Genomic DNA, 13,599 nt, shown 5'->3' with positions numbered 1-13,599 from the left:
GCAATACAGTAGTTAAATGAAAATAAGGGTTAGTGGTATTAGCAAGTCTCTTAGAAGGGAAACTAGAGCTGAGCGCGTAGCAAATAGGAGTTGTGAGTCATTCAGAAGAAAACCAAGAGCTGAGCGCGTAGCAAATAGGAGTTGTGAGTCATTCAGAAGAAAACCAAGAGCTGAGCGCCTTGCAAATAGTGTTTGTGAGTCTCTCAGAAGTGAACCCAGAGTTGAGCGCGTAGCAAATAGGATTTGAGAGTCTCTCAGAAGAAAACCAAGAGCTGAGCGCGTAGCAAATAGGATTTGAGAGTCACTCAGAAGTGAACCAAGAGCAGAGCGCCTTGCAAATAGGATTTGAGAGTCACTCAGAAGAAAACCCAGAGCTGAGCGCGTAGCAAATAGGATTTGAGAGTCTCTCAGAAGAAAACCCAGAGCTGAGCGCCCTGCAAATAGAGTTTGTGAGTCATTCAGAAGAAAACCCAGAGCTGAGCGCCCTGCAAATAGAGTTTGTGAGTCATTCAGAAGAAAACCCAGAGCAGAGCGCCGCGCAAATAGGTTAAGCAAGTCACTCAGAAGCAATAACAAAAATGAGTGCGTAACACAACCCATACTGACATTCCATCACATTTGCGAACTGCCATCCGAACTGCCATCTAATTAAAAAAGTAAAAACAACCATTTTCCAAAAGGATATTCAGCAAACTTTGTCGAAATGGTCATAAATACCTATAGAGAGGAGGTGAAGTTATGAATGAACCTCTTGTCTACCAAAGAAAAGAAGTTCTATGTCCGATTAGTTTTTACGATGCCCTCCAATTAATCTCAAATCCAACTTCTAAAGATTTCCACCGTGTTTCCTTCCAACAACGCACACCCATCCAAAGAACTACTCCCATCAATGATCCGTTATTGAAGCAAACGCTATTTATGTGTAACGAAGCGGTTATCTTCTTAAGTAATCATAAGAAAGATAGGCAGGAATTAAAGGTTTAAAAAGAAGAAGCTGCCCGAATAAGGCAGCTTTTTCAACACACTATGACAGCAAGATCAAATCGCGTAACTCATCCGTAGATAATTTTGTTAGCCAGGCTTCGCTTTGAATAATTTGTTCATTAAGTGATTGCTTCTGATCAAGCATGCGGTCAATTTTTTCTTCTAATGTTCCTGTGCATATTAACTTATGGACATGGACAAATCGTTTCTGCCCAATTCGATAAGCGCGGTCAGTCGCTTGATTTTCAACAGCAGGATTCCACCAGCGGTCATAATGAATGACGTGGTTTGCAGCGGTAAGGTTTAGCCCCGTTCCACCAGCTTTTAATGATAAAAGAAAGACCGGGAACTCCTTGTTTTGGAAACGTTCAATCATGATATCACGATTCCCTTTAGGCACACTGCCATTTAAAAAAGGGACTTCAAAGCCATATTTCTTCTCAAGCAGTTGCTGAATCATATGACCCATCTCGATGTATTGCGTAAACACTAAGCAGCTTTCTCCTTGCTCGTGGACAGCAGCAATTAATTCATCAAGTTTCTCTAATTTTGAAGAGCGGGAAATTAATGCATGATTTTCGACTTTTTCCTTTAAATAGAGAGCTGGGTGATTACATAATTGCTTTAGGCGACTAAGTAACTGTAAGATAAGACCCTTTCTTTCAAAACCAGTTAGCTTTTCAATCTGCGCAAATGTATCTTGCACCAATTGCTCATAAAGAGCAGCCTGTTCTGAAGTGAGTGGACAATATTCCTTCTGTTCGAGCTTGTCGGGCAGATTTAACGCCACTTCTTCATCTTTCTTCGTTCTGCGTAAAAGGAAGGGACGAATATATGCTTGCAGTTGTTTAACTTTTTCCTCATCCTGGTCTTTTTCAATCGGAAGAACAAAGCGTTTATGAAAAGCACCTAGACTACCAAGGTAACCATGGTTGGTAAAGTCAAAAATGGACCAAAGCTCAGAGAGACGGTTCTCCATGGGTGTTCCTGTCAAGGCGATATGATGCGTTCCCTGTAATTGCCTGACGGCTTGCGATTGCTTTGTTTGTGCATTTTTAATATTCTGTGCCTCATCAATACTTACAGAACTCCATTCGATTTCCTTTAGGCTATCAATATCTAAGTGAGTTAGCCCATACGAAGTAAGCACAACATCTGCTTCCTTCACTGCTTTTTCTAATACTTTTCCTTTGGCACGATAAGAACCGTAATGAAGATAAACATTTAAATCAGGGGCAAACTTTTCAAATTCCTTTTGCCAATTTCCTAAAACAGAAGTAGGACAGACAATTAGGGCAGGTTGTGTATGGTTTCCGTCCTCTTGCTCTTTTACTGCCAGTATATATGAAATCAATTGGATCGTTTTTCCAAGTCCCATATCATCAGCAAGGATGGCACCAAATTTAAACGAACGTAAAAATAATAACCAGCTCATGCCGAGTTTTTGATATGGTCGTAAGTCGCCTGCCAATCCAGCTGGAATAGGCTCAATGGGGATATCATGAATATTCCGTAGTTGATTAACCATTTTCCTCCATTGACGATTTAATTCTATTTGTACTTTTGCGAATGCCCGTTGGCTTTGTGCTTGATCTTCATCTTTTTCCCCACCAAGCAATTCTTGTTCGATTAAATCCCGGACATGAAGTCCTTCTTGCTCGGCTTTCTTCATTAAACTTTGAATATGCTTTACAAAATGGGGATCAAGCTTAATCCATCGGCCGCGAATATATACAAGGCGACGTTTCTCTTCAACCATTTGCCGAAATTCTTCTTCAGATAGTTCGACACCATTCATCGAGAAGCGCCAATCATAATCAAGCATAGCCTGCAATCCAACAAAGGATGGCCTGTGACTGCTTGATGCTTTAACCTTTGCCTTTACATTCATGCTTGCCTTTTTCATTGCTTGCCACCAAGAAGGGAGAAGGATTTCAACGTCAAGAGCAAGTAAGGTCTCACTCGCTTCAGTTAAGAATAACCATGCTTCTTCTTCTGTAAGTTGAGTGGTCAATTGTTGTTTCTTTCCTTCTAACCATGGAAACATCTCGAGAATACGAATCATTTCCTTGTCTACTTCCCCCTCGTAATCGAGCCAACCAGGAGGATAATTCCCTTCATCTTTGTAATCAACAAAGAGATCTGGATTTTCTCTTCCTCTTAAAAATACGGAAAGGGACCATGTGAGGTCATCTTCTGCTGGCTCCTCAAGTTTAATCCCGAGTGAAAATGGTGTAGGAATTTCTTTTATCCCTATCCATTCCTGCCACTTTTCTTCATCAAAATACGCAGCTAATGCTCGTGCAGAGAGATATTCGTTGCGTAAAGCAAGTAGCTTCTCTCCGAACGCCGCTTTCGCCTGCTTGTTTTTTTGTAAATAATGGTCAAGGGCATGATGGAAGAGTTGCTGAATCATCGGTTTGATTGGTTCATCTAACAATGACTGTTCCCAAAAATCAGGGTGAAATTCATTAATGACATCAGCTGGCAATGCCCAGCGAAAGTGGTCACTTTCCCAAGCGTCAAAATCGGGCATCCATTGACGCTCATCGATGCAATCTTTGAGGATTGGAGCAGCAGCTAGTAGAATCTCAGCTGTTTCATCCCATTTCCAATGAATAAAACGATTAAACTGCTCGTTGGAAAATAATGTAACAATCTCCCAACTATCTAAAAGAAAACCACTGATACCATCGATAGTTTTTTCATTAATCATCGTGCCAAAGAAGCTTTCGCTATGAGAGTAAAAAAGCATGGGCTTCCAGTCAACAGGAGGTATCGTTCTTTCCTTATCATCTTTAGCAAAAATGAAAAAGGCATCCGCTTTAATCATATTTATTTGTATGGAGATCATCCTCGTTTTAAGCATGAATTAGTTTCCCTCTTTTACATTCTTCCTGAAAAGCACGTAGTCGTTTTGTGCTTTCTAACAGCTCCTCTAGGAATTGTTCCCATTCACTAGCCAATGATAATTCTTCATAAAGTGAACGAAGTTTTTGCATTTTCTTCACTGCTTGACGGTATTGCTCACGACTTTTTAAATGGATATCGTGTTGGATTGCTTGATGGTATAAGGGAAGTAGCAATGTGGGCTCTGCTTTTTCAAGACGCTCTAGCCGCTCTTGTGAAATGTCAGTGAGTCGGATGCTGAGCAGTGCTTGGAGATCAACCCATTTCTCCCATTGTTCATATTCATATAAGAAATCATCGTAATAATAAAAGCTATAAGGTAATGTTTCAGTTAAAACTTTTTCGTATAAGTCATTCCGTTTTGTTTGTTGGCAATAAGGTGTAATGACCTCTAAAACCATTTTTACGAGGTCTGAGCATTTATGAAAGTCATCTTCTTCCTCTAAGTATTTAATTGCATAAGGAAGGAGTGTTTCGATATATTGTTCTGCACGTTTCCATTCTTTTTGAGCATTTAGTTGATATATCCAATAAAAGAAATAAGGTGTATAATCATAATCGCCCTCATCGATCAATTGAAACACTTTTTGATCATCATGTAGTAAAAAATGTAAATGGGCCATGCCGATAGTACATGATAGCGAGGCATCAGTTTCATATAGTGTACGTAGTTTCTCTAACTCTTCTTCACGCCAACTCTTTTGTTTGAAAAATTGTGTCCAAAGTCTACGGTATAGTTGAATTCTTTCAAATTGAACTATCTCAGAACGGTGGTCTATTAAGGCTGTTGCTTCATTTCTTAACCGTTCGATAAATGGATCAAAGGCAAATGGGACTGTTTGCTGGGAAAGTCTTTCCATCATGACAGAGGACTCTTCCATTAAGTCTTGAAAAAGGTGGAGATAATGGCGTTCTATCTCCTTTTCACTATGTTTACATTCAGTGGCAAATTGTTCGAGTAGCATAAATGTATGCATGCTACCAATTAATTGGTATAGCAATTTCCATTCTTTTTTTATAGGAGCATAGGCATTTATTTTTCGTAAATAAATATAAAATAAATCAGAAACGACGTATGGCTTTGGATATTGTCCAGATTGATACATAATTTGCTGGAAATTCTCTGTAAAGGTACGAATCCAATTATCATAATCAGGTTGTTTTGTTGGGTTCGTTTGCATAAGGTCACGTGCGCGCTTCAAGCCAAGGTCTGCTAAGGTCTTCCGTTCCTTAATGGGGGCACGCCAACTCTCTATCCAATTAGAAACACTGTTATTTTTCGCTAACAGATAAAAGAATACCGCCATCATATGTCTACAAGTATCTTCCGCAGGACAAGAACAACGACTTATATGATAATCTTCTATATTAAGGGACACTTGGACTCGGTTTACATCTAATACAGCTGCTGTGATGGAGTGTGACTCATAGCGAATCTGCTTCACGAGCCCTTGACGGTATAGAATTAATCCTTTTTGCACAAGTGCTTGATCAGTAGCTGCGTGTGCGTCTAGCTCTTCCTTCACTTTGCGTGCCATATCCTCTAACGGCTCTAAAAAACGCTCAGGAATCCCATTATCCATAGCCTTCACTCCATTCACATCAATTATTGTACCTTTTTAGCATTCCTCCATTATACCATTTTCTAGGCAAAGGTTGAAGCCGCCCGCAGGATTATGGAAAGAACGGCTTTCGTAAAAATATACTCTTTAATCAAACGAAAATATCCATTTCTTAATCGGTCTATTTATGTAAAAAGAACGATAGATGACGAATCGTGTCGAACCTTGACATAAAAGGGTTTTTCGTGCCTTAATGGTACCTTTAAACTATTCAAATATATGATTTTTCAGTTACAATATAAATAGACTAGAAATTTTTGGCTTGGGGGACATAGTATGAGTGAACGAGTACCTCTTTTCCGTGGATTGAAACAGCCGCAATTTGTCGCTTATCAATTGGGAAAAGAGGAGGAAGTTGTCGGTTTATGGAAACCGGTTGTTTGGCTTACTTTAGCGAGTATCATTATTGCAGGCATTTCAGCTTTTTTCGGTATAGGTAGTGAGTATGTTTCAAGATCATTGCCGGATTTAACGAGGAGTGGATATGAAGCCTATCAAACTTTTTTTGCTGTGGGACAGGTAACATGGGGACTCATCTGGATATTATTAGCTATCTTTATTCCTTCACTCTTTTTTTGGACCATATTAGAAGTAGATTATCGTAAATTATTATTTGTACAACTGATTATTACGATGATATTTTTAATAGAAAAATTAGTTTTCATTCCAGTACATTTGTTTTTAGGAATCAGTGCTGAATCGAATATATTTTCACTAGGAATTATCGCCCAAACGTTTACTTCGATTGAGCTCATTATATTCTTTCTAGCCAATATTACGTTATTCAAAGTATGGGCTATCATTCTTACATATAAGTATTATCGCCACTTATCTGAGCGATCCCCACGTTTTATTATTTGGACTTTAATAGGTTTTTATTTATTTGTTGCAGTTATATCATCCTTACTTTCATACATTAAATTCGAAAATATTATTTAAGAAGGGGTTCTCTCATGAAGCTGAAATGGAAGCTTTTGATAGCAGCAGTGATTACGTTATTCATTGCTTTGAATATCACACTTATATTTACAAGTGAAAAAGAGATTAACCGCGTAAACTATATTTCAAAATGGACCGTTGCCAACGAACAGGATTTAATAGAAACGCTACCTGTTGCTGGTATGTTTATGCCAAAGGAAGAGCAGTTTTTCTACCACGATCAAGATAAAGGGAGTTTTCAGGGCTTTCTTGTGGAAAAAGGTCAGGCAGTAGAACCAGGAACAGCCGTACTTGAATATTCCCCACAAAATATTAATGAAACAAAGAGTGCTTTTCAAATGGAAATCGATCGTCTCAATCAGGAAGTGGCGAGTTTAGATCAGCATATTTCTCAGATGGAACAGTTACTTGCCACATCAAACACAATGCCAGCTTCGTCAACAGGTACGAGTCAGCAATTGCAGACCCCAAATGATGATTCAATTATTGTACAAGTAGAGCCCTTTGATAGCACAGCGTATATACAACAATCGATCGCTCGCGATATAGAGAATAAAGAATTGGATAAAAGTAAGTTGGAAAGTGAAGTCGAGAAATACGAAGAAATGCTAACCGCAGCTGATTCAAGCATGATAGAACTCACTGCAGAAAGCATGATTTCAGGAACGGTAAAGGAACTAAAGCATACGCTTGAAAATCCGATTCTCACAATCATCTCTAACGAGCAAAAAATCGAAGGGGAATTAACAGAGGATGAAGTGCAACAAATCTTACCGGGCATGAAGGTCCTGATTACTTATGAAAATAGTAATAAACAATTAGAAGGGACTATTGATACCGTTTCCGTATATCCAGAAGAAACACCAGAGATTGGCAAGGAGAATAGCTACTTGTATACGGTACAATTAACCGAGCCAGAAGATGGAACAAGCGTTTTTGGCCAGCATGTCAACGTAAAAATCGTTACCAATGAAGTACAGGGAGCAACGACTGTTCCCGTAAAAACGATTAAACACACAGATAAAAAACAAGTGAGTTATATCCTTGGTGCTGGAGGTTATGTCGAACGAAGACAGTTGGATACAGGGATGAAACTCGACCATACAGTAGAGGTACAAAAGGGAGTAGAAGCAGGAGAACTAATTGTACTCGACCGTCCACTACTAATCAAATCTAACCACCCGTTCATTACACCACTCTCGCCAACCAAAAACACAAAGGCCAGCTACGGGGCTATGTCAGGTATGGAGATCTTTAAAACAATCTCTAAAGGATTTTTATCTAGATAAATTGGAGGCACGAGCAAATTTTTTTGTTCGTGCTTTTTCGTGGTACCAGCGGGTTCTAAAAAGGGAGGTTGGCAAAATAAAATAAGTCAAGAGGTAAAGAAAGATAAAGCCAAGCGGGTAGACTGATCAAGTGGAATGGGAATGAGCACATAATATGAGTCGAAATTAGCAGGAAGTATGAGTGAATAGGTAATACTCACACGAGCGGGTACAAAATGAGTAAGAAGTATGGCAAATTAGGAATGCCCACACAAGAGGGTACCAAATGAGCAGGAAGTGTGGGCAAACAGGGAATGCCCACACAAGTGGAAACAAAATGATTAAGAAGTGTGAGCAAATATGTTTAGTTTTCTCCTAATCTGTTAGAGTGAAGTGATTCATAATCATCCACTTTTAATCGGAGGGTAGGTTGCTTTTCCTTCACTCTTTTCAAAGTCGCGACAATCAGAAAACTCACGATAACAAGTAAGAGCCATGAACTTACTTTTCCTAAATGAACTAAACTCCATGCTTCTGTTTGGTTTGGATATTGCCACGCCCCAAAGTAGGTGGCAATATTTTCAGCAATCCAAATAAAGAAGCCGATGAGTACAAACGAGAGGGCCAGTGGCATATGGTAAAACTTGTGACCAACTTTATACGCTACCGCAGTCCTGAAGAATACAACTATTACAGCCGCGCCCAACCACCAACGTATATCAATCCAGAAATGATGAGTGAAAAAGTTTAAATAGATAGCTGTAGCGAGTGGCACTGACAATATAAAAGGTGGCCATTTGATCAATTTAACATCTAGTCTTCGCCAAGCCTGACATAAATAACTCGCCACACTTGCATACATAAAGCCACTATACAAGGGAACCCCGAAAACCTTCGAGTAAGCTTCCTCTGGATAAGCCCATGACCCCATATGTACTTTGAAGATCTCCAATGCCAACCCAATGATATGAAAAAGAGTGATGACTTTCAACTCATCTTTCGTTTCAAGTCCAGAGCGAATCATTAACCACTGAGTCACTATACAAATGAGCAGGAGCCAATCGTATCTTGGTAAGAGAGGGAGGGGGATGATCTGCGTAATCGCCAATGATGCAAAAATAACAACTGGAAAAATACAAGATAACGCCTGTGACCAACCAAATCGTACGAGCTGTTGTATGGAAAAAAACATGAATGGATACCTCCGAATTTTATTAATGTTACTTTAACAGGTTATTTATTGTTTTTCAATAAAAAAATAATGAAATAAGAAAAATAATTATTCTTTTGCTGCGTACTTAACTAGGTTCAACAGCGTATCTGATAATGGAAGATTCTACTGAATCACATCAAGAAAGACAAAATTTATTGAGCATGAATCCGACTTGCGCGTAAAACATGGTAGATTGACAAGCGCAATTGCGCGCAAAGCTAGAATATGCGCAAAAGTGAAAGGAAGTCTGAGAAGAATTGCGCGCAAAGCTAGAATACGCGCAAAAGCGGAAGGAAGTCCGAGCAGAATTGCGAGCAAAACCAAAATACGCGCAAAAGTGAAAGGAAGTCTGAGCAGAATTGCGCGCAAAACCAAAATACGCGCAAAAGCGGAAGGAAGTCTGAGCAGAATTGCGCGCAAAACCAAAATACGCGCAAAAGCGAAAGGAAGTCTGAGCAGAATTGCGCGAAAAGCCAAAATACGCGCAAAAGCGAAAGGAAGTCTGAGAAGAATTGCGCGAAAAGCCAAAATACGCGCAAAAGCGAAAGGAAGTCTGAGAAGAATTGCGCGAAAAGCCAAAATACGCGCAAAAGCGGAAGGAAGTCCGAGGAGAATTGCGCGCAAAACCAAAATACGCGCAAAAGCGAAAGGAAGTCTGAGAAGAATTGCGCGAAAAGCTAGAATACGCGCAAAAGCGAAAGGAAGTCCGAGCAGAATTGCGCGCAAAACCAAAATACGCGCAATACATCAATAGATACATTCGTTCTTTTGCATGAAAGCAGTAAATCACATTACAAAAGGAAAGTTATCTGCCAAAACACCTAGCCTAAAGTAAGTACAGATTCACTGAGGTGAAGCGACCGACATGATAAAACTACTCACAATATCTTCATCTATTTAATTCAATCCATTCCCGCAAAAATAGGGGTTCTGTGCTCACCGAGATTTCATTATAACGGTGTATCAAGTACACGAAACGATCAATTGTTCCTTGCTCTGCATAATCAGTTATTGTAAAGTAAACTTAACATTTAATATGGATAAACAAATGCATGATTATCTAGATTGTTTTGAAAGGGAAGTGGGGAAGATGGTAGGTAAAGCGAAAGAAAATCGTTATCTGTACTTAAGTTTAGGTGTGTTACTAACTATTTTAGGTATTTATTTTTCTTATGAAGATTTTGCTCGAGGGGAGTTTGTTGATTCTGTCATGATCTTGGCATTGGGTGTGAGTCAACTTTTCTTTGCATATTTATCTCCGCATATTTTTCCTAGGGATGAACGAGCAAAAGCAATTATTGGTAAGGCAATGACTGCGAATTATTTTATTTTGTTTGTTGTTATTTTGATATTATTCTTAATTACTGGACAAGGGTCTTTAGGTATGTGGCAATTGAGCGCGAACCAAGTATTAATTATCCTTTTCAGTATAATGATTATTGCGATTCCTGGGACAATGGTTGTTTTTACGAGATTGATGTAAAAAAGAGAAAGAAATTCCCATATTTAAATGAACTTCAGGTGAATTCAGTTCATCGGGAGGCACCAATCTAATAAAATGAGTTCGGTTCGTCGATCGTTTAATCTTTTCTCTTTCTCATTAAATCAGTATTTAGTTAACTTTTGACTGCTTCGCTATTGCTCTATCAAAAGGAAAAGGTGCATGGTTAATTGCGGGTTTTAATACAATGTCGGATAGTGAGAAAGCTAAATACAATCGGGTCGCTTTGTGTAAATTCATGAGCAAGGTAATCTATGGTATCTGTTTAAGCCTCCTATTATGGGCATTAAGTGATCTATTGAAATTAACTTGGCTCTATATACTAGGTATGGTTCTATTTGTAGCCCTTCTTCTTTTTACCATCATTTATGCTAACACAGGAGATCGTTTTAAGAAATGAAACTTTATTCCATTTAAAACGTAAAGATATCATTAGAACCTTTCCAAGGGGGATGGCAATGTTTCAGAATATTAATGAGCGTTTGGCTAAAACGAAGGATAATCAAAGAAAGAAACAAAAATACGAAATGCATATAGAACGTCTGACGGACCATATTCGAGAAGAGGGCCTGAAGAAGGAACAATTACAAATTCAGTTAGAAAAAGAAAAAGAAGATGTGAAAAAGCTAGAAGGATTTAGTTTAACAAACATTTTCTATACGATTACAGGCCAAAAACTTGAGAAGTTAGATAAAGAACAACAAGAAGTGTTAGCGGCCAAATTGAAATATACAGAAGCGATTGAAGCGATTGATGATATGAATGCAGAGCTTATTGAATATAAAGGGAAGTGGCAAGAAGTTGCCGATGCAGATGTACAATATAAGTCATTATTAAAAGAAAAAGAGCGAATGATTCACTCTCATGATGAGATGGGAAGTAAGCGATTATTTGATTTGGCAAATGAAGAAGCGGAAGTGCACGCGAATTTAAAGGAATTTGAAGAAGCGATTGAAGTTGGTAGCAGGACAGTAAGAGCATTTGATCAAGCTTTAGATTCACTCTCTTCGTCAAAAAGTTGGTCCACTTTTGATATGTTCGGTGGCGGAGCCCTTTCTACTGCGATGAAGCATAGCCATTTAGATCAGGCGAAATCAGCGATCCATATTGCACAACGGTTGTTAAGACAGTTCCAAGAAGAGCTTTTGGATATAGACAACCATTTTTCCTCTCAACATGAGATCGGTAATCTGTTAACCTTTGCTGATTATTTCTTCGACGGTATCATTGTTGATTGGGTCGTTCATGGAAAGATTAATGATAGTTACGACGAGACAGAGAAAACAAAAAGAAAAGTGCAGGCAGTGCTTCATCAAATTAGGGGTGAAAAAGATGTCATGCAGAATAAACTACAGGAAATAGAGAAAAAGCGTATGCAAATATTTGAAAGGTAACGTTATAGGTCTCTTCTATTGTGTTTTTGCACATACATTGCACTTGTTTGATTCGCATATTGGCCAATAATACTAGCGATGCATATGAATAACCCTCCAACAAAAAAACCGACAAGATAATATCCGATAAAGAAGAGTACAAAAGAGGAAACAAGTGAGGCGATCAAAATTAAGATGATAGCAATTTTGAATTTTTCTTTCATCTGTATTTCACTCCTTATGACTAATAGGTAAAGAGTATAAAAATGAATGTTGATACAAACTAATAAGGAAATCAATAGAAAGGACAAGAGTGGATGATTTCCTTAGTTATCACAATAGGCCGACTGCTGTCGGCAGTGTATAGAGCAATGAAGGAACCTGTATTTAAATCGTTATTAACAACTCTGCTATTTATTCTTTTTTCTGGTACGATGTTTTATCACAATCAAGAGGGGTGGAATTGGATTGATTCTTTTTATTATGCATTTGTCAGTCTTATTCCTTCCAGTGTAAATACAGGTCTAGTGCCAGATACAACAATAAGTAAATGGTTTACGATTCTTTATTTAGTCGTAGGTGTAGGAGTAATGCTGATGCTATTAGTAACAATTGGGCAAGCTGTCATCAAATTCGAAAAGAAGGAAGATCAAAAACGTCACAAATAAGCATGGCGTTTCTAGTTAGCTGTTATAATTTTCTCCTGTTTCATCTCTTTCCACTCTTTATATATATTGATGGAGGCAATGATGCTTGAAAACCAGAAGAGATAACCATCAAAAGAAAAGCCGATTTGAGATTTCCCCCCTAGAAAAGTGAATAGACTCATTAAAAAGATCATATAAAGAAAGGAAATGATTTGATCTTTCAAACTGTAGGCATGTTTGTCCAGATACCCCTTCCCAATTAGGGTGCCAATTAACAAAAGAAGTAAAATGCCTTGTGGTATTGTCTCTGCTACGATACTTTTAGGAAAATAATCAGCAAAGAAAAGAACGGTGAATAATATGAGAGTCAGACTATTTAATACAGTTATCCATTTCATTTCATCATCCCTCAATTAAGACCAAGCTGGATTCCATACAACTTCCCAAAGATGTCCATCCGGATCTTGAAAATATCCAGCATATCCGCCCCAAAAAGTCTCATGCGCATCCTTTGTAATCGTCGCACCTGCTTCTTTTGCACGCTGCATGATTGTATTTACTTCTTCCTTACTACTCACATTGTGACCAAGTGAACACTCCGTGGCACTAGCTGGCCCCTGCTGAATATGAGCATCATGAGCCAAATCCTCCCGTTTCCATAATGCCATTTTCAAACCTGGTTGTAAGTCAAAAAAAGCGACAGCACCATGTTCATATTCTGTACCAGCAATTCCGTCTGTTGGAAATCCAAGACCATGATGATAAAAATAAACAGCCTTCTCTAAATCATCGACTCCTAGTGTAATCACAGTGATTTGAGGTTTCATGCACATCACGTCCTCTACTAGATTAATAGTAAGATTTTTCTTAATTGTACTAAAAATGGATAAAGGAAACAATAAAAGATAGATGATAAATGGAATTGAAAAAAAGAATTATTAGATGTGAAAGTGATTTTTACTATCATTTCACCCTCGGACTCTTTCAAATAGAAAATAATATAATGTCGTCTAAACACCGTTTTTTTCTAAGATAAGTAGCGCAAAAGCGAGAATCACGACTAAAAAAAGCAGAGAGGAAAAGATAAGTAGCGTAAAAGTAAGAATCGCGACTAAAAAAAGAAGAGAGGAGAAGATAAGTAG

14 protein-coding genes are annotated in these 13,599 nt (G+C 38.4%); 8 read left to right on the top strand and 6 right to left on the bottom strand.

Features of this window, described 5'->3' with window-relative positions; translation table 11 throughout:
- Positions 1–738: 738 nt before the first annotated feature.
- On the top strand, positions 739–984 hold the full coding sequence (locus MKX67_RS21530) for a hypothetical protein (protein ID WP_095371625.1): 246 nt from the start codon (positions 739–741) through the stop codon (positions 982–984).
- Positions 985–1,024: 40 nt separating this feature from the next.
- Here MKX67_RS21530 and MKX67_RS21525 read toward each other — a convergent pair whose 3' ends face one another.
- Both MKX67_RS21525 and MKX67_RS21520 read right to left on the bottom strand, forming a co-directional pair.
- On the bottom strand, positions 1,025–3,853 hold the full coding sequence (locus MKX67_RS21525; RefSeq protein ID WP_095371626.1) for a DEAD/DEAH box helicase: 2,829 nt from the start codon (positions 3,851–3,853) through the stop codon (positions 1,025–1,027).
- On the bottom strand, positions 3,846–5,477 hold the full coding sequence (locus MKX67_RS21520; protein ID WP_322909827.1) for an SWIM zinc finger family protein: 1,632 nt from the start codon (positions 5,475–5,477) through the stop codon (positions 3,846–3,848). The genes MKX67_RS21525 and MKX67_RS21520 overlap by 8 nt, the downstream gene beginning before the upstream one ends.
- A 315-nt stretch (positions 5,478–5,792) precedes the next feature.
- On the opposite strand from MKX67_RS21520, the gene MKX67_RS21515 reads away from it, so the two are divergent.
- Together MKX67_RS21515 and MKX67_RS21510 are read left to right on the top strand one after the other, a co-directional pair.
- Positions 5,793–6,455, top strand: a complete 663-nt coding sequence (locus tag MKX67_RS21515; protein WP_095371628.1) for a hypothetical protein — start codon at positions 5,793–5,795, stop codon at positions 6,453–6,455.
- Between the two features lie 14 nt (positions 6,456–6,469).
- A complete protein-coding gene (locus MKX67_RS21510) occupies positions 6,470–7,744 on the top strand; it encodes an efflux RND transporter periplasmic adaptor subunit (RefSeq protein WP_095371629.1) in 1,275 nt (424 codons plus the stop codon).
- A gap of 343 nt (positions 7,745–8,087) precedes the next feature.
- On the opposite strand, the gene MKX67_RS21505 is transcribed toward MKX67_RS21510, so the two are convergent.
- The gene (locus tag MKX67_RS21505) at positions 8,088–8,915 is read right to left on the bottom strand and encodes a DUF817 domain-containing protein (protein ID WP_322909826.1); all 828 of its coding nucleotides are present in this window, start codon (positions 8,913–8,915) and stop codon (positions 8,088–8,090) included.
- 193 nt (positions 8,916–9,108) lie between these two features.
- On the opposite strand from MKX67_RS21505, the gene MKX67_RS21500 reads away from it, so the two are divergent.
- The 4 genes from MKX67_RS21500 (at position 9,109) to MKX67_RS21485 (ending at position 11,831) form a co-directional block, all read left to right on the top strand.
- The gene (locus MKX67_RS21500) at positions 9,109–9,690 is read left to right on the top strand and encodes a hypothetical protein (protein ID WP_342488762.1); all 582 of its coding nucleotides are present in this window, start codon (positions 9,109–9,111) and stop codon (positions 9,688–9,690) included.
- Between the two features lie 336 nt (positions 9,691–10,026).
- On the top strand, positions 10,027–10,419 hold the full coding sequence (locus MKX67_RS21495; RefSeq protein WP_095371632.1) for a hypothetical protein: 393 nt from the start codon (positions 10,027–10,029) through the stop codon (positions 10,417–10,419).
- A 205-nt stretch (positions 10,420–10,624) separates the two neighbouring features.
- On the top strand, positions 10,625–10,837 hold the full coding sequence (locus MKX67_RS21490) for a DUF3784 domain-containing protein (protein WP_233435188.1): 213 nt from the start codon (positions 10,625–10,627) through the stop codon (positions 10,835–10,837).
- A 58-nt stretch (positions 10,838–10,895) separates the two neighbouring features.
- Positions 10,896–11,831, top strand: a complete 936-nt coding sequence (locus MKX67_RS21485) for a hypothetical protein (protein WP_095371634.1) — start codon at positions 10,896–10,898, stop codon at positions 11,829–11,831.
- 2 nt (positions 11,832–11,833) lie between these two features.
- Here MKX67_RS21485 and MKX67_RS21480 read toward each other — a convergent pair whose 3' ends face one another.
- Entirely contained in the window at positions 11,834–12,034 is a 201-nt protein-coding gene (locus MKX67_RS21480; protein WP_095371635.1) for a hypothetical protein, read from the bottom strand.
- A gap of 93 nt (positions 12,035–12,127) precedes the next feature.
- Between MKX67_RS21480 and MKX67_RS21475 the strand changes: the two genes are divergently transcribed.
- Complete coding sequence (locus tag MKX67_RS21475) at positions 12,128–12,478, top strand: potassium channel family protein (protein ID WP_095371636.1); 351 nt, start codon at positions 12,128–12,130, stop codon at positions 12,476–12,478.
- 11 nt (positions 12,479–12,489) lie between these two features.
- Here the strand turns inward: MKX67_RS21475 and MKX67_RS21470 are convergent, their stop codons facing one another.
- Positions 12,490–12,855, bottom strand: coding sequence for a hypothetical protein (locus tag MKX67_RS21470; RefSeq protein ID WP_307318250.1), 366 nt, complete (start codon positions 12,853–12,855; stop codon positions 12,490–12,492).
- A 15-nt stretch (positions 12,856–12,870) separates the two neighbouring features.
- A complete protein-coding gene (locus MKX67_RS21465) occupies positions 12,871–13,284 on the bottom strand; it encodes a VOC family protein (RefSeq protein WP_095371638.1) in 414 nt (137 codons plus the stop codon).
- Positions 13,285–13,599: the final 315 nt, after the last annotated feature.

Source organism: Cytobacillus sp. FSL W7-1323, from assembly GCF_038595015.1.
GTDB classification, from domain to species: Bacteria; Bacillota; Bacilli; order Bacillales; family Cytobacillaceae; genus Cytobacillus; species Cytobacillus kochii.
Note: the sequence above shows the minus strand (reverse complement) of the source record. Positions and strands in the feature narration are given on the sequence as shown.